This window comes from Ciceribacter azotifigens (genome assembly GCF_048159625.1).
Taxonomy (GTDB): Bacteria; Pseudomonadota; Alphaproteobacteria; order Rhizobiales; family Rhizobiaceae; genus Allorhizobium; species Allorhizobium azotifigens.
Genome location: NZ_JBLQTA010000002.1, coordinates 16,923 through 32,282, shown reverse-complemented (window position 1 = coordinate 32,282; position 15,360 = coordinate 16,923). Strand labels below are relative to the sequence as shown.

At 67.1% G+C, this 15,360-nt stretch carries 14 protein-coding genes; 5 read left to right on the top strand and 9 right to left on the bottom strand.

The annotated features are described in order from the left end of the window. Window positions 1-45: 45 nt before the first annotated feature. The 4 genes from ACM6UT_RS03050 to ACM6UT_RS03035 all read right to left on the bottom strand — a co-directional run bounded on the left by ACM6UT_RS03050 (window position 46) and on the right by ACM6UT_RS03035 (window position 4,862). On the bottom strand, window positions 46-423 hold the full coding sequence (locus tag ACM6UT_RS03050; RefSeq protein WP_416795906.1) for a Na+/H+ antiporter subunit C: 378 nt from the start codon (window positions 421-423) through the stop codon (window positions 46-48). Further along, window positions 423-842 carry a Na+/H+ antiporter subunit B gene (locus ACM6UT_RS03045; RefSeq protein ID WP_416795905.1) on the bottom strand — a complete coding sequence of 140 codons (420 nt, stop codon included), beginning with the start codon at window positions 840-842 and terminating at the stop codon, window positions 423-425. Before ACM6UT_RS03045 ends, ACM6UT_RS03050 begins: the two co-directional genes overlap by 1 nt. Then, window positions 839-3,247, bottom strand: a complete 2,409-nt coding sequence (locus ACM6UT_RS03040) for a putative monovalent cation/H+ antiporter subunit A (RefSeq protein ID WP_416795904.1) — start codon at window positions 3,245-3,247, stop codon at window positions 839-841. The genes ACM6UT_RS03045 and ACM6UT_RS03040 overlap by 4 nt, the downstream gene beginning before the upstream one ends. A 271-nt stretch (window positions 3,248-3,518) precedes the next feature. Then, window positions 3,519-4,862, bottom strand: a complete 1,344-nt coding sequence (locus ACM6UT_RS03035) for a ferredoxin reductase family protein (RefSeq protein WP_416795903.1) — start codon at window positions 4,860-4,862, stop codon at window positions 3,519-3,521. Window positions 4,863-5,075: 213 nt separating this feature from the next. Here ACM6UT_RS03035 and msrB point away from each other — a divergent pair, with 213 nt between their 5' ends. Then, window positions 5,076-5,489: a peptide-methionine (R)-S-oxide reductase MsrB gene (msrB, locus tag ACM6UT_RS03030; protein WP_416795902.1), complete on the top strand. Its 414-nt coding sequence runs from the start codon at window positions 5,076-5,078 to the stop codon at window positions 5,487-5,489. Between the two features lie 39 nt (window positions 5,490-5,528). On the opposite strand, the gene ACM6UT_RS03025 is transcribed toward msrB, so the two are convergent. Next, the gene (locus ACM6UT_RS03025; protein ID WP_416795901.1) at window positions 5,529-5,885 is read right to left on the bottom strand and encodes a Pepco domain-containing protein; all 357 of its coding nucleotides are present in this window, start codon (window positions 5,883-5,885) and stop codon (window positions 5,529-5,531) included. 276 nt (window positions 5,886-6,161) lie between these two features. On the opposite strand from ACM6UT_RS03025, the gene ACM6UT_RS03020 reads away from it, so the two are divergent. After that, window positions 6,162-7,127: a hypothetical protein gene (locus tag ACM6UT_RS03020; protein WP_416795900.1), complete on the top strand. Its 966-nt coding sequence runs from the start codon at window positions 6,162-6,164 to the stop codon at window positions 7,125-7,127. A 7-nt stretch (window positions 7,128-7,134) separates the two neighbouring features. On the opposite strand, the gene ACM6UT_RS03015 is transcribed toward ACM6UT_RS03020, so the two are convergent. Next, a complete protein-coding gene (locus tag ACM6UT_RS03015) occupies window positions 7,135-7,998 on the bottom strand; it encodes a DMT family transporter (protein WP_416795899.1) in 864 nt (287 codons plus the stop codon). A gap of 115 nt (window positions 7,999-8,113) precedes the next feature. On the opposite strand from ACM6UT_RS03015, the gene ACM6UT_RS03010 reads away from it, so the two are divergent. Next, entirely contained in the window at window positions 8,114-9,547 is a 1,434-nt protein-coding gene (locus tag ACM6UT_RS03010) for an aminotransferase-like domain-containing protein (RefSeq protein ID WP_416795898.1), read from the top strand. Between the two features lie 132 nt (window positions 9,548-9,679). Here the strand turns inward: ACM6UT_RS03010 and ACM6UT_RS03005 are convergent, their stop codons facing one another. From ACM6UT_RS03005 to xylF, 3 genes are all read right to left on the bottom strand, one after another. Continuing rightward, window positions 9,680-10,465: an ATP-binding cassette domain-containing protein gene (locus ACM6UT_RS03005; RefSeq protein WP_416795897.1), complete on the bottom strand. Its 786-nt coding sequence runs from the start codon at window positions 10,463-10,465 to the stop codon at window positions 9,680-9,682. Window positions 10,466-10,479: 14 nt separating this feature from the next. Further along, window positions 10,480-11,805 carry a sugar ABC transporter permease gene (locus tag ACM6UT_RS03000; protein WP_416795896.1) on the bottom strand — a complete coding sequence of 442 codons (1,326 nt, stop codon included), beginning with the start codon at window positions 11,803-11,805 and terminating at the stop codon, window positions 10,480-10,482. Between the two features lie 234 nt (window positions 11,806-12,039). Continuing rightward, window positions 12,040-13,077, bottom strand: coding sequence for a D-xylose ABC transporter substrate-binding protein (gene xylF, locus ACM6UT_RS02995; protein WP_416795895.1), 1,038 nt, complete (start codon window positions 13,075-13,077; stop codon window positions 12,040-12,042). Between the two features lie 244 nt (window positions 13,078-13,321). Here xylF and ACM6UT_RS02990 point away from each other — a divergent pair, with 244 nt between their 5' ends. Together ACM6UT_RS02990 and ACM6UT_RS02985 are read left to right on the top strand one after the other, a co-directional pair. After that, window positions 13,322-14,548: an ROK family transcriptional regulator gene (locus tag ACM6UT_RS02990; protein ID WP_416795894.1), complete on the top strand. Its 1,227-nt coding sequence runs from the start codon at window positions 13,322-13,324 to the stop codon at window positions 14,546-14,548. A gap of 159 nt (window positions 14,549-14,707) precedes the next feature. Next, window positions 14,708-15,358: a haloacid dehalogenase type II gene (locus ACM6UT_RS02985; RefSeq protein ID WP_416795893.1), complete on the top strand. Its 651-nt coding sequence runs from the start codon at window positions 14,708-14,710 to the stop codon at window positions 15,356-15,358. The last annotated feature ends 2 nt before the right edge of the window (window positions 15,359-15,360 follow it).

The following is a 15,360-nucleotide window of genomic DNA, read 5'->3' as shown; positions in this document are numbered from 1 at the left end:
GAGAAGCGAAACGACCCGGCATTTCCGTCAACAGCATCATCACACTCAATATCCCATCGGCGGCAGCGGCGGGTTTTCCGGCTCGGCCACGCGCATTTCGTCGGTGTCGTCCGTCCCGAGGTCCTGATAGGCGCGGTAGGTGAGCACCAGCAGGAAGCAGAAGAAGGAGAAGGAAATCACGATCGCCGTCAGGATGAGCGCCTGCGGCAGCGGATTGGCGGCACCCGCGGCAAGCGTCTCGGACCCCTGGGGAATGATCGGCGGCACCGCGGCGGTGAGCCGCCCGGTGGTGAAGAGCAGGAGGTTCACCGCATTGCCGAGAATTGCGATGCCGAGCAGCACGCGCACGATGCGCTTCGACATCATGAGGTAGAGCGCGACGGCGAAGAAGATGCCGACGAGGCCGGAAAACAGCGCTTCCATCAGTCGTTTTCCCTTTCCTCGAGCGCCAGCGCGATGGAGGTGATCGCCCCCACCACGACGAGATAGACGCCGACGTCGAAGGACATGACGGTGGCGAGCGGCACCTCCACCCCGAAGAAGCTCGGGTAGATCCAGAGCCCGGTCATGAAGGGCACGCCGAAGGCCGCCGAAACGAATCCCGAGAGGCAGGAGAGCATGAGGCCGGCGCCGGCGATCGACATCGGGTGGAACCAGAGTGCGCGGCGCACCGCCTGCACGCCGAAGGCGATGCCGTAGATGGCGAAGGCGGAAGCCGCGATCAGCCCGCCGATGAAGCCGCCGCCGGGCTCGTTGTGGCCGCGCAAGAGCACGAAGATCGAGAAGAGGATCATCAGCGCGGTGAGGAACGGCGCGACGGTACGGAAGATCAGCGTGTTCATGCCTTGCCCTCCTTGCGCGCGCGTTTCTTCAACGGCGGTTTTGCCGGCTCGACGGGGGAGACGACGGCGGCCGTGACCGGCGGGACGGGCGCGATGCGGATGCGGATCAGCGCCAGAATCGCAAGCCCGGTGATCATCACCACCGAGATCTCGCCGAGCGTATCAGTGCCGCGGAAGTCGACGATGATGACGTTCACGACATTGGCGCCGTGGGCGATGACCTTCGAATAGGCGTTGAAGAAATCGGTGAGAGCGCCATTGAAGGGAAGCTGCGTCGTCTTCAGCAGAAGCAGCGCGAAGCCGAGGCCACCGGCAATCGCGATGGTGCCGTCGACGATGACCTGGCGGAGCGGACGGTGATCGGAGGGCGAGAGCCGCAGCCGCGTCATGACCAGAGCCAGGATGACGACCGAGAGCGTCTCGACCATGAACTGGGTGAACGAGAGGTCCGGCGCGCCGAAGAGCAGGAAGATGACGGCGACGGCGAAGCCCTGGATGCCGAGCGAGACGATGGCGGTCAGCCGGTCGCCGGCCGTCACCACGGCGAAGAGGCCGATGATCGCAATGGCGAAGAAGGTGAGCTGGTGGAAGCCGACATCCTCCGGCCAGGCGGGCATCGCCGGCAGTTCGCCGTAGACGAAGGGCGGCACCAGCAGCACGACGGCGAGCAGCACGAAGGTCGCCGTCACGTAGACGTCGAGGCGGCCGTCCTGCACGATCCGCGTCACGCGGAAGGAGAGCCGGACGAGCCCGCGGATGAAGGCGTCGAAGCCGCGATCCGGCCCCGGCCCGAGCAGCTCGAGCAGGCGCGCCATGCCGCCGCGGACGGCCGACAGCGACAGATAGAGGCCGACGCCGATGGCGATCGTCAGCACGGACAGCGCAAGCGGCACGCCGATATGCGGCATCAGGCCGATGGTGACCGTCTCCGTCTCGCCGGCGACGGCGCTCGCCATCGGCGAGGAAACGTAGGCGTGCGACAGGCCGGAGAGCACGGCCGCGGCAAGGCCGGAAAGCGCAAGCACCGCCGGACCGAGCCAGAGCAGGACCGGGCCTTCATGGGCGTGCTTCGGCGTCTTGACCTCGGGCCCGAGGAACGGTTTCAGCGCCACCGCGAAGGCGACGGCGAACATCAGCGCATTGCCGGCGACGGCAACGGCGGTGAAGAGGATGGCGCGCGGATCGCCGCCGGCGAGTGCCGCATAGATCTCCTCCTTGGCGAGGAAGCCGAAGAAGGGCGGCAGGCCGGCCATCGACAGCGCGGCAAGCACCGCGGCGGCGAAGGTGACCGGCATAGCTTTCCTCAAGCCGCCGAGCTTCGTCACGTCGCGGGTGCCCGATTCGTGGTCGATCAGGCCGGCGACCATGAAGAGCGCGCCCTTGAACATCGAATGGGCGACGAGATAGAGCACCGCCGCCTCGACCGCATAGGGCGAGCCGAAGCCGGTCAGCATCACGAGAAGGCCGAGGGAAGCGACCGTCGTATAGGCGAGCATCAGTTTCAGGTCGGTCTGGCGCACCGCCAGCAGCCCGCCGACGAGGAGCGTCACGCCGCCGAAGAGCGGCAGCAGCAGTTCCCAGGCGGGCGTTGCCCCCATCACCGGGTTGAGCCGCATCAGCAGATAGACGCCGGCCTTCACCATGGTCGCGGAATGCAGGTAGGCGGAGACCGGCGTCGGCGCCTCCATGGCGTTCGGCAGCCAGAAATGGAAGGGAAACTGCGCCGATTTGGTGAAGGCGCCGCCGAGGACGAGGAAAAGTGCCGCCGCATAGAACGGGCTTTCACGCAGCACGTTGCCGCCATGGACGAGCAGCGAAAGCCGGGTGACGCCGGACATGTCCCAGAGGAAGATGAGGCCCGCGAGCAGCAGGAGCCCGCCGCCGCCGGTCACCACCAGCGCCTGGAGCGCTGCCCGGCGCGAGGCCTCGCGGGCATGGTCGAAGCCGATCAGCAGGAAGGAGGTGATCGAGGTCAGCTCCCAGAAGACGAAGAGCATCAGCAGGCTGTCGGAGACGACGACGCCGAGCATCGAGCCCATGAACATCAGGATGAAGGAGAAGAACCGCCCCTGCTGCGGGTGGCCCTTCATGTAGCCGCCGGAATAGAGCACGATCAGCGTGCCGATGCCGGTGATCAAGAGTGCGAAGGTGAGCGAGAGCCCGTCGAGGAACCAGGAGAAGGTGAGATCGAGGCTCGGCACCCAAGGATAACCGCCGGTGACGACCTCGCCTGCCGCGATTACCGGCAGGAAGCCGGCGAAATGGACGAAGGCGAAACCCGGAACCAGCGCCAGCAGCCAGGCGGCATTGTGGCCGAGTCGGGCGGTGAGAACGGGCGCGAGCGCCGCGCCGGCGAAGGGCAGAAGCATTGCGAGCAATGTCAGGCCGACTCCATCCACGGGCATCTGTTCTCCTTCTTCACGCAGCGCGGCGGGACCTTTCGGCCGTCGCCGGAGTGGCAACCCTGTTAGGGCAAAGACGCCCCCGCCTCAAGAGCAAAGGGCTATCGGCCGGCGACATGCCGCCGGGCCATTCGCGCGGCAGTGTTGGAAAATGCGCCCGCCAATGCAAGCGGGGGGCGCCTGATGTGGACGGGCAAAATTCCGTTATCCCCCGGAAATCGGAGGGAGGCGATACATGGCGCGGCTGGCGGTCGAGCCCGCGAGCCGCTCCATTTCACCGCATGGAGAAGAGTTCCTGATGGAAGCGCCTCTTCACGTCGAAGCCCTGGCCGGCGAAGTCGCGCTTCAGTGCATCCGCAAAGCCGACGGGACCGCAGAACCAGATGCTCGCCTCGCGCCAGTCCGGCACCGCGGCACGGATCCGCTCGGCGGTCAGCAGGCCGTCGCGGGCATCGACGAGGATATGCAGGCGCACACCCGCGGCCGCAGCATCCGCCGTCAGACGCGCAAACGCATCCTCGTCGAGCTCGGCCGAGGAGTGGAAGAGGTCGATCGCCTGACCGCCACGGCGGTCGGGCTGCGCCGCAAGGTATTTCATCCGCGCGATGAAGGGCGTGATGCCGACGCCGCCGCCAATCCAGATCTGCCGCGGACATCCGTCGTCGAAGGTGAAGCGGCCATAGGGACCCTCGACCCTGACCTCCTGGCCGACGCTCAGCGTATCCGGAAGGCGGCTCGTATAATCCCCGAGGGCCTTGGTGATGAAGGTAATGCTGCGGTCGGTGGCATTCCACGCCGAGGCGATGGTGAAGGGATGCGCGCCCTCGCCCTTGTCGGAGGTGACGAAGGCGAACTGGCCGGGCTGGTGGCCGCACCAGCCGGGCTCCATCTTCATGCCGATCTCGAGCGCGCGGACGCCGGGATATTTCGTGAGCGCGGTGATGTTGCCCATCGCCTGCCGGCTGATGCCGACCCGCCGCAGGAGGACGATGACGGCGGCGACGATGCCGCAGGCAAGCAGCACGGCGAGCACGACGCCGACCGGCTGCGTCCAGTAGGCGAACTCGGCGAGCACGACTGTATGGAAGGCGAGCACGAGATAGGTGACGGCAAGCAGCCGGTGGGTCTTGAAGAACCACCAGTAGGAGAAGCGCGGAACGAGCGCCAGCACGATCAGCAGGACAGAGATGTAGAAGGCCCATTCGCCGAGGCCTTCGGCGGGATCGCGCAAGCCGGCGAGGAATTGCTGGACGGGGTTTTCGATTGGCGGGCGCGGCCCGCGCTCCGGCCGCGTGACGAGGCCGAGGTCGATCGCCCAGCCGGCGCCTTCGAACCAGAGCCAGTGGGCGAGCGAGAAGACCAGGGCGGAAATGCCGAGCCACCTGTGCAGGCGGTACATCTTGTCGAGCCCGTCGAGCCAGGTCTCCGGCCAGCCGGGCCTCAGCGCCAGGACGAGCGCGATGCTCATCGCGCCGATGGCGAGGACGCCGCTGTACTGGATCATCGCAGCGCGCAGCGCAAAGACGTTTTCCGACTGGAACACATCCGGCTCGGCGGCGAGCCAGAGCAGGCTCAAAAGGACCAGTATTCCCCACAAGGCAAGCTTGATATTCCGCATGGCACGCTTCCCCTCTTGGCGGAAGAGACCGGCAGCCGGAACCGAAGAGAGAGTGCCCCCTCGGCTTCCCCGGCCCGTCTCCCCGACTGCGGATGATTCCGCACATCTCCTTATACAGGCAAAGCGTGCCGCCGCCGAGGGAGGCGATGCGAGCGCGATTGTCGCGGCGGCTCCGCCGCCCTATCTTTGGCAGGACGAACAGGGAGACGAGTGATGACCAACGACGTGACGACGACCCGGATCGAGAAGACCGACGAGGATTGGCGCGGGCAGCTGACGGCGGAGCAATACCATATCCTGCGCGAGCACGGCACCGAACGGCCCTTCACCGGCCCCTACTGGAACACGTTTCAGCACGGGCTCTACCGCTGCGCGGCCTGCGACACGCCGCTCTTCCGCTCCGACACCAAGTTCGACGCCGGCTGCGGCTGGCCGAGCTATTTCGCACCCGTCCGTCCCGGCGCGCTGACCGAACACCGCGACACCTCGCACGGCATGGTGCGCACCGAAATCCGCTGCGGCACCTGCGGCGGCCACCTCGGCCACGTCTTCCCCGACGGCCCGAAGCCGACAGGGCTGCGCTACTGCATCAACGGCCACGCGATGGTGTTCGAGCCGCAGGGGTGAAGGGAAAGGGACGGCACCCACCCACCTCCACTAGGCCTCCTACGCTCCCGCCGTCTTCGGCTTCAGCTTGAAGGTGATGCTCGCTTCGGCGCCGGCTTCGGCGATGAAGAGAAGCTCGCCGGAGGCGCTGAGCGTGAAGCCGACTTCGATCTCCTCGACATGCCAGCCTTCTGCACGCTCGGAGACGGTCGCGCCGAGGCCGACCAGCGTGTCGACGGTGCCACGCCATTGTTCCACGACCTTGTCGGCGCCGACCCTGGCGATGCCGCCGACGGCGGCGGCAAACCCCTTGGTGAGCACGTGTTCGCCGATCTCCTCGCGGGAGAGCATCGGGGCGAACGCGGGCGCCTTCTGCGGAACGAAGATCGAGATTTCGAATTGCTTTTCTTTCGGCACCGGATGTTCCTCCTGCCGGGTTTGCGGAGACGTCAATTATCTCCAGTTGCAATCATTACAGCGAAATTCCCTGAAATTGCATCTGTGCCAATTCAAGGGTTTGTCCCCTGAAAGCCGGAGAGACGCGGGCGCGGGCGCCTTGCCACATTTCCGCTACATTGGCGGATGAGCTTGTGCTCGCAGCGGCACGGGAGGGCCGGCCTGTCCGCCCCGGGGGCCGATCGACCCTGTCCCGTCAAGAACCTCATTGCGTTTTTTTTGCAAGAAGGACCGCGGATGCTCGACGCCGAACGCTCCAACCCCCGTGACCTCGAATGGGTCGCCCGGAACGGTGGCCTCGCCAGCCGCATCGCGGCCCGCATCCCGACCTATCTCGCCGACCTCAAGGAAAATCCCGCCTGGCTTGCCATGTTCGTGCTCGCCCGCACCATGCCGGCGCGCAAGGCGCACTGGCTGACGGCGCGGCCGGCGCCGCCGGAGAGCGGGACGGAGAGCTCGATGTTCGGCGATCTGCCGGCCGAGACGATCGCCGCAAGAATCCGCCGCGACGGCATCTTCACCGGCTTGCAGCTGCCGACGGAAATCCATCAGGAGATCGGCCGCTTCGCCCGCGAGACGCCCTGCTTCGGCAATTTCGAGCGGCGGCTCGAGTTCCTCGCCGACGAGCACGGCGAGGCCGAGGCCCGCTTCGGCCGGCCGATCCTGAGCGGACATCATTTCGAGCGGGTGCTCTCCTGCGAGGCGGCGCTTGCCGTGCAGCGGGACCCGCTGCTGCAGGCGGTGGCGCAGCACTATCTCGGCGGAGAGGCGCAGCAGGTGACGCTCCGCACCTGGTGGAGCTTTCCGGCCGCGGGCGCGAGCGAGGCGGACCTGAACCGGCTGTCGTTCAAGTACCATTTCGATCTCGACGACTGGCGGATGCTGAAATTCTTCTTCTACATCAACGATGTCGGCGTCGATACCGGCCCCCATGTCTATATCCGCGAGAGCCATCGCCGGCGGCGGCTGAAGCACCAGCTGACGCCCGTCGTCGGCCATCCGGCGGACGAGGTGCTTGCCTATTACGGCCGCGACGCGGTGATGACGCTGACCGGCCCGGCCGGCACCGGCTTCGTCGAGGACCCCTTCGGCTTCCACATGGGGACGCTGCCGAGAGCGCGTCCGCGGCTGATGATGGAGGTGGCCTACGGCGTCTCGAAGCCGTCGCGCCGGCGCTATCACGGCGAGCCGGTGATCCGCTGACGCCGCGTCAGCGGGCGAATTTCCGCGCCGCGGCGACACAGCCGACGACGCCGGTGGTGACGGCGAACATCAGCGGGCTCACTTCCTCCCCGAGGAGGAGGCCGGCGAGCGTCAGCCCGAGAAAGGGCTGCAGGAGCTGCAGCTGGCCGACGGCGGCGATGCCGCCCTGCGCGAGCCCGCGATACCAGAAGATGAAGCCGATCAGCATGCTGAAAAGCGAGACATAGGCGAGCCCGCCCCAGGCGGCCGGGCTGACGCCGGCAAAGCTTTGCGGCAGCCGCAGCACCAGCACCGCCGCCATCACCGGCAGCGACAGGACGAGCGCCCAGGAAATGACCTGCCAGCCGCCGAGCCGGCGCGACAGCGCCGCCCCTTCCGCATAGCCGAGGCCGCAGACGAGGATCGCCGCCAGCATCAGCAGGTCGCCGGTGGAGGTGGTGCCGAGCCCCTGCCCCGCGGCGAAGCCGGCGATCAGCAGGCTGCCGAGGCCGGAAAACAGCCAGAAGAGCGGCCGCGGCCGTTCGCCACCGCGCAGCACACCGAAGATCGCGGTCGCAAGCGGCAGGAGGCCGATAAAGACCACCGAGCGGGCGGAGGTGACAGTCTCCAGCGCGTAAGCCGTCAGCAGTGGGAAACCGACGACGACGCCGAGCGCCACGACGACGAGCGGCAGGAGATCGCCTGGCGCCGGCCGCTTCTGCCGGAGCAGGAGGAGAAGGGCGAGCGCCAGCCCGCCGGCGATCGCCGCGCGCGCCACCGTCAGGAAGACCGGATCGAAGCCGGTGACGGCAAGCCTCGTCGCCGGCAGCGAGCCGCTGAAGATCGCAACCCCCGCCATTCCATTCATCAAGCCGCTGCGTGTCGCCTGCATCCGGGATTTTCCTTTCCGTTCGTCCTGACGGTCTTTTTCCGTCGCGCGGGCTGGAAGAACCAGAGACGGTGCAGTACAATTTTCTGAAACTGTTATGGTATGATGGACAATACGGATGGATGTTTCCAGCACGGCGGAGAAGACGGCGGGCACGCGCATCGACCAGGTGATGGCGGCGGTAAGGGCACGGATAGCCGCGCGCAGCCTGACGCCGGGGGCGCGGCTTCCCTCGGTGAGAGCCTTCGCGCGCAGCCAGCAGGTCTCGGTCTCGACGGTGGTCGAGGCCTATGAGCGGCTGGCGGCGGAGGGGGTGATCCGCTCGCGCCCCGGCGCCGGCTTCTTCGTCTCGGCACCGCTCGCACCGCTCTCGCTTGCCGAGATCGGGCCGCGGCTCGACCGCGAGATCGACCCGCTCTGGGTGTCGCGGCAGTCGCTCGAAAGCGGTGAAACGGTCGCGAAACCCGGTTGCGGCTGGCTGCCGCCGTCATGGATGCCGCAGGCCGCACTTGCCAAGGCGCTCAGGGCCGCCGCCCGCGGTCCGGAGGCAGGCCTTTCCGATTACGGCACGCCGCTCGGGCTTGCGGGGCTGCGCCAGCTTCTCGCGCGGCGGCTTGCCGAGGCACGCGTGACGGCGCCGCCGGACCAGATCATGCTCACCGACTCCGGCACGCAGGCGATCGACCTCGTCTGCCGCTTCCTGCTGGAGCCGGGCGACACGGTGCTCGTCGACGATCCCTGCTATTTCAATTTCATCGCCCTTCTGCGCGCCCACCGCGTGCGCATCGTCGGCGTGCCCTATACGCCCGAGGGGCCGGACATCGCGCGTTTCGGCGAGGCGCTCACCGAGCACCGGCCGCGGCTCTACATCACCAATTCGGCGATCCACAATCCGACCGGAGCGACGCTCTCGCCGGTCGTCGCCCACCGGCTGCTGAAGCTCGCCGACGAGGCCGGGCTGACGATCGTCGAGGACGACATCTTCGCCGATTTCGAGGAGGTGCCCTCGCCGCGGCTCGCCGCCTTCGACGGGCTCGACCGGGTGATCGCGATCGGCAGCTTTTCCAAGACGCTCTCCGCTTCGGTGCGCTGCGGCTTCATCGCCGCGCGGCCGGACTGGATCGAGGCGCTTACGGACCTGAAGATCGCGACCAGCTTCGGCGGCGGGCGGCTTTCCGCCGAGCTCGTGCTGTCGCTCCTGACCGACGGCAGCTACCGCAAGCATGTCGAGGCGCTCAGGGTGCGGCTCGCCGCCGCCCGCGAACGGGTCGGCCGGCAACTCAAGGCCGCGGGGCTCGAGCCGTGGATCACGCCGAAGGCCGGCATGTTCCTCTGGTGCCGGCTGCCGGAGGGGCTCGATGCCGCCGAAATCGCCCGCACCTGCCTCGAAGACGGCGTGATTCTGGCGCCCGGCAACGCCTTCAGCGTTTCGCAGACGGCCGGGGAATACCTGCGCTTCAACGTGGCGCAGTCGGAAGACCCGCGCATCTTCCCCTCGCTCACCGCCGCGATGGCGCGGGCCGCCCGGCGGTCGGCTGGCCCGGAGACCTAGGACCGAGGCGCAACAAGGCGGCTCGAAACGAAGACACCGGCCTTCCCGAAACGGGAGGACCGGTGCTGCGGCTCTCCCCCGGAGGGGGAGAGCGTCGAGGCGGGGCGCCCCTCGCCCCCGCCCCGAAAGGCGTCAGGTCGTCTGCATGGCGCCCGGGCCGGGGATTGCGGCCGGCGGGCACTTGCCGAGGATGATCATGCCGAGCACCTCGTCCTTGGTAACGTCGGCGGTGCGGGCTTCCCCCACCACCTTGCCGTTCTTCATGACGAAGACGCGGTCGGCGAGATCGAAGACGTCGTGGATGTCGTGGCTGATCAGGAAGATGCCGAGGCCCTCCCGCTTCAGCTGCTGGATGAGCTCGCCGACCTGGGCGGTCTCCTGCGGTCCCAGCGCCGCCGTCGGCTCGTCCATGATCAGGATGCGGGCGTCGAAGAGGATCGCGCGGGCGATCGCCACCGACTGCCGCTGGCCACCGGAGAGCGCCTTCACCGGCTCCTTGAAGCGGCGGAAGTTGGGGTTGAGCCTCCCCATCACCTCGCGGGCCTTCGCCTCCATCGCCACGTCGTCGAGCGTGCCCCAGGCGGTGCGCAGCTCGCGGCCGAGATAGAGGTTGGCGGCGGCGTCGACATTGTCGGCGACGGCGAGCGTCTGGTAGATCGTCTCGATGCCGTATTTCTTGGCATCGCGCGGGTTGTTGATATCGGCCTGTTCGCCGTCGATCAGGATCTCGCCATCGTCGCGCCGGTAGGCGCCGGAGAGGATCTTGATCAGCGTCGACTTGCCGGCGCCGTTATGGCCAAGCAGTGCCACGACCTCGCCGGGATAGAGATCGACCGAGGCGTTCTCGACCGCGTGGATGCCGCCGAACGAAATGGAAACATTCTTCATTTCCACCAGCGGAGTGCGTTTTTCCGACATGAGCGTACTCCTTCTTACTTGGCGCGGGCGCGATAGACGGTGTCGAGCCAGACGGCGACGACGAGGACCACACCGACGACGATGCGCTGGAACGGGCTGTCGATGCCGAGGAGCACCATGCCGGATTGCAGCGACTGCATGACCAGCGCGCCGATCATGGCGCCGGCGATCGTGCCGACGCCGCCGGCGAGCGAGGTGCCGCCGATGACGGCCGCGGCGATGGTGTAGAGCTCGTCGAGCTCGCCCTGCGCATTGGTCGCGGCGTTGAGGCGGGCGGTCGAGATCGCCGCGGCGATGGCGCAGAGGATGCCCATCAGCGTGAAGATCCGGACCGTCACCCAGCGGGTCTTGATGCCGGCGAGTTCGGCAGCCTCCGGGTTGCCGCCGATGGCGAAGACGTAGCGGCCGAAGCGCAGGCGCGTCGAGATGAAGGTCATGACGATGCCGACGACGACGGCGATCAGCACGGGTATGGCGATGCCGTGCGAGATCAGGAGGCCGCCCTCAGGCCAGGCGATGCCGTTGGCATCGGCATATTTGCGGGCGATGTTGGTCGGCCAATAGTAGCTGTTGGCGATCGCGACGGCGCCGAGCACCAGAACGCAGCCGAGCACCGAGAGGAAATATTCGGCCCAGACCGGGCGCAGCGGAAAGCCGAAGCGCTTGCGCTGCTTGCGCGAATTCAGGATGGCCGCGACGATCGCGAGGCACGCGACGAGGCCGACGATCCAGCTCGCCGTGGCGCCGATCGAGCCCTCGGTGCCGCCGCCCATCAGGCGGAAGGTAGCATCCATCGGCGCGACCGTCTGGCCGGAGGTGACGAACCAGGTGGCGCCGCGCCAGACGAGCAGGCCGCCGAGCGTGACGATGAAGGCAGGCACGTTGAGGAAGGCGATGATCGCGCCGTGGAGCGCGCCGATCGCCGCACCGACGATCATGCCGGAGGCGAGCGTCAGGATCCAGATCGCCGGATGCTCGAGGCCGAGATATTGCGGCAGGATCTTCGCCTGCATGACCCCCATCACCATGCCGCAGAAGCCGAGCACGGAGCCGACCGAAAGGTCGATGTTGCGGGTGACGATGATCAGCACCATGCCGCTCGCCATGACGGCGACCGAGGAGGTCTGCACGGTCAGGTTCCACAGATTGCGCGGTTTCAGGAACAGGCCGTCGACGAGGCCGCCGGTCATGAGCTGGAAACCGAGCCAGATGAGCACGAGCGCGCCGACCATGCCGAGAAGACGGGTGTCGATCTCGGTTGCCCGGAAGAAGCGCTTCACCGCGCTCTCGTTGACGTTTCGCGCGGGATTACTCTGGGTAGCATGTGTGATGTCGGCCATGTAGGTGCCTTCTCCCCACTTGTTCTTTGAGAGCCGCCGTCCATGCGGCCAGGGGCCGGAGCGTCATGCGGCTGGTCTGATGATACGGTCCGGATCGCGCCCGCCCCGCTCCCCCGAGCGGCCGACGGAGCGACTGCGGACGCCATTGTCCGCCTCGCACCGACCTTGTGCAAGCGCCGCAACGGGGTGCGTCGCGGCGCTTGCGAAGGTTCGGATCACACCGCGTTCGGGTGCTTACTTGCAGGCAGCGACGTCGCCCTTGACGCCCTGGCAGGCTTCGTCCTTGGAAATCCAGCCGGCGTCGATGACGACGTTCAGATTGTCCTTGGTGATCGGAAGCGGAGCGAGGAAGACCGACTGCATGGCGACGCCCTTCGGGCCGCCGTTGAAGGAGGTCACGCCTTCGATTTCGGTCATCTTCTTGCCGCCGGCAAGTTCGGCCGCGATTTCAGCGGCGCGCTTGCCGAGTTCGCGGCTGTCCTTCCAGACGGAAACCGTCTGGGTGCCGAGAGCGACGCGGTTGAGTGCCGCCTTGTCGGCATCCTGGCCGGAGACCGGAACGGAACCGGCGAGGCCCTGTGCGTCGAGGGCAGCGACCGCACCGCCGGCGGTGCCGTCGTTCGAGGCGACGACCGCGTCGACCTTGTTGTCGTTGGCGGTCAGGAACTGCTCCATGTTCTTCTGGGCGATTTCCGGCTTCCAGCCGTCGGTATAGGCTTCACCGACGTTCTTGATCTTGCCGGCGTCCATCGCTTCCTTCAGCACTTCCATCTGGCCGGCGAACAGGAAGTCCGCGTTCGGGTCGGAGGACGAGCCCTTGATGAAGACGTAGTTGCCTTCCGGCTTCACCTTGAACACTTCGCGGGCCTGCATGCGGCCGACTTCCTTGTTGTCGAAGGTGATGTAGAAGGCATCCGGGTTCTCGATCAGGCGGTCGTAGCCGACGACCGGAATGCCTTCCGCGACGGCCTTTTCGATTGCCGGGCCGATGGCGTCGGAATCCTGGGCGAGAACGATGAGCGCGTTGGCGCCCTGCGAGATCAGGCTTTCGATGTCGGTGAGCTGCTTGGCGGCAGACGACTGCGCGTCAGCGGAAATGTACTTGTCGCCGGATGCTTCGAGCGCAGCCTTGATCGCCGCCTCGTCGGTCTTCCAGCGCTCTTCCTGGAAGTTCGACCAGGAAACGCCGACGACCAGGTCCTTGGCGGCGGCGGCGGAATGCATGGATACGATGACGGCAGCGCATGCCATCAGCTTCGAAATGGACTTCATTTAAGCCTCCCTGTTGGATGCAGGCCGGCGGTGGAACTCCCTCCCCCCCTCTCAGCCCTGCGGAAATCACTGTCTCGTTTGCCGGTCTCACCGGTTTTTCTCGACAGTCGAGAAAATAACTGGCAGAAGATTCCGCAGCTGTCAACAGCCCCCGTCCGGCAGGGGCGAGGGCTTGCCAAGACGCCGGCCGGATGCTTTGGGAGGAGCATGTGCTGCAGACGACCGACATGACCGGAAAGCCCCGATGCTGACGAAGTCCAGCACCGAAATGGTGCGTCAGCAGAACAGCGTGCTCGTCCTGTCGTCGCTCCGGCGCCACGGGCCACTCGCCCATACCGACATCGCCGCGGCGACGGGGCTCGCATCGGCGACCGTCTCGGCGATCACCGCCGACCTCGAGCGGACCGGGGCGCTCGAACGCCACGAGCAGCACGTCTCCGGCGGGCGCGGCCGGCCGCGGGTGCTCTTCGCCCGAAGGCGCGACCACCGCTACCTGATCACGGTGCGGATCTCCTCCGACACGCTGCAATATTCGCTCGCCGACTATACCGGCACGCTGATCGACCGCTTCGACGAGCCGCGCGACGAGGCGGGTCCCTCGACCGCCCAGTTCGTCGAAGCCTTCCGCGAGGCGGTGCTGCGGCTGATGCGCCGCTCCGGCCTCGACGCCGACCGCATCGCGGCGATCTCGATCAGCAGCAAGGGGCTGGTCGATCCGCATGGCTCGCGGCTCCTCTGGTCGCCGATCTTCGGCTACGAGCAGATCGATTTTTCCGCCCAGCTCGCCCTTCCGCCGTCGATGCGGGTCCGGCTCAACAACGAGACGCCGCTGGTGGCGCAGGCGCTCGCGCGGCGGGCCGACCGGGACGGCGACGCCCCCTTCCGCTCGCTCGCGGCGCTTTCGCTCGGCCACTCCATCGGCCTCGGCATTGCCCGGCGGGGCGCGGCGGGCGACATCGAGGTGAGCGCGCCGAATTTCGGGCACATGCTGAACGCCGCCGACGGCAAGCTCTGCCGCTGCGGCTCACGCGGCTGCATCGAGGCGTCGGCCGGTTTCTACGGCATCCTCAGAACCGCCTTCGAAGTGCCGCCCGATACCATACCGGCGAAGTTCGTGCCGCTCGCCGAGATGGACAAGATCGCGCTTCGGGCCCGCCAGGGCCACCGCATGTCGGAATATGCCTTCCGCCAGGCGGGGCTTGCGATCGGCCAGGGACTTTCGCGGATGCTGAGCCTCTTCGGCAACATGCCGGTGGCGATCGCCGGCCACGGCACGCGCTACATGGACCTCCTGTCGCGCGGGCTCGAAGAAGGGCTGCAGCAGTCGCTGCACGTGCGCATCTACGGCACGCCGAAGATCACCGTCGTCGCCGACGAGGCGACCCTCGTCTTCGAGGGCCATGTCGAGCGGGCGCTCGCCGAGATCGACCAGGACGTGGCGGGCCTGCGGGCCGACGAGGCGACGGCGTGATCGTGCACGACGTCCGTCTGCAGCCTCTCGCGGTCTTGCCGCCGCCTGTATCCGGACGTAAGACTTGCCACACGGAATGATCGTCCTTTTCCCGTGATTCCCGCCGCACCTGCGGCCGGCGGAAACGGTGCGGGCGGCGACGTCAGCGGAGGAGGACCGATGTCTACGGCAGCCTATGTCTTCGACGCCTACGGCACCCTGTTCGACGTGCATGCGGCGGTGCGCCGCCATGCCGAACGGGCGGGGCCGGACCACCAGATCTTCTCCGAGATGTGGCGGGCGAAACAGCTCGAATATTCCTGGGTGCGCACGCTGATGGGCGCCTACCGCGATTTCTGGAGCCTGACGGAAGAGGCGCTCGACTATACCTTCGAGCGCTTTCCGGGCGTCGACCGGACGCTCCGGGCAGACCTGCTGGCCGCCTACTGGACGCTCGACTGCTATCCGGAAGTGCCGGCGGTGCTGAAGGACATCAAGGCGCGCGGCGCGAGGGTGGCGATCCTTTCGAACGGCTCGCCGCTGATGCTCGCCGCGGCGGTGAAGAACGCAGCCCTCGAAACGGTGATCGACGACGTCTTTTCCGTCGATACGATCGGGCTCTACAAGACGGCACCCGCCGTCTACGAGATCGTCACCACCACCTACCGGCTCTATCCCGACGCGGTCTCCTTCCAGTCGTCGAACCGCTGGGATGCCGCCGGCGCCAAGAAGTTCGGCTTCCGCACCGTCTGGGTGAACCGCAGCCGGATGCCCGACGAGTACCGGGATTTTCCGCCCGACCTCATCCTGCCCTCGCTCGAAAGCCTCTGATC

Bases quoted from the DNA above. Each gene is read 5' to 3' on its own strand.
- ACM6UT_RS03020 (WP_416795900.1), top strand. From the start codon at position 6,162: ATGCTCGACGCCGAACGCTCCAACCCCCGTGACCTCGAATGGGTCGCC.
- ACM6UT_RS03050 (WP_416795906.1), bottom strand. From the start codon at position 423: ATGGAAGCGCTGTTTTCCGGCCTCGTCGGCATCTTCTTCGCCGTCGCG.
- ACM6UT_RS03010 (WP_416795898.1), top strand. From the start codon at position 8,114: ATGGATGTTTCCAGCACGGCGGAGAAGACGGCGGGCACGCGCATCGAC.
- ACM6UT_RS03015 (WP_416795899.1), bottom strand. From the start codon at position 7,998: ATGCAGGCGACACGCAGCGGCTTGATGAATGGAATGGCGGGGGTTGCG.
- ACM6UT_RS02990 (WP_416795894.1), top strand. From the start codon at position 13,322: ATGCTGACGAAGTCCAGCACCGAAATGGTGCGTCAGCAGAACAGCGTG.
- ACM6UT_RS02985 (WP_416795893.1), top strand. From the start codon at position 14,708: ATGTCTACGGCAGCCTATGTCTTCGACGCCTACGGCACCCTGTTCGAC.
- ACM6UT_RS03035 (WP_416795903.1), bottom strand. From the start codon at position 4,862: ATGCGGAATATCAAGCTTGCCTTGTGGGGAATACTGGTCCTTTTGAGC.
- ACM6UT_RS03005 (WP_416795897.1), bottom strand. From the start codon at position 10,465: ATGTCGGAAAAACGCACTCCGCTGGTGGAAATGAAGAATGTTTCCATT.
- ACM6UT_RS03045 (WP_416795905.1), bottom strand. From the start codon at position 842: ATGAACACGCTGATCTTCCGTACCGTCGCGCCGTTCCTCACCGCGCTG.
- msrB (WP_416795902.1), top strand. From the start codon at position 5,076: ATGACCAACGACGTGACGACGACCCGGATCGAGAAGACCGACGAGGAT.
- ACM6UT_RS03000 (WP_416795896.1), bottom strand. From the start codon at position 11,805: ATGGCCGACATCACACATGCTACCCAGAGTAATCCCGCGCGAAACGTC.
- xylF (WP_416795895.1), bottom strand. From the start codon at position 13,077: ATGAAGTCCATTTCGAAGCTGATGGCATGCGCTGCCGTCATCGTATCC.
- ACM6UT_RS03040 (WP_416795904.1), bottom strand. From the start codon at position 3,247: ATGCCCGTGGATGGAGTCGGCCTGACATTGCTCGCAATGCTTCTGCCC.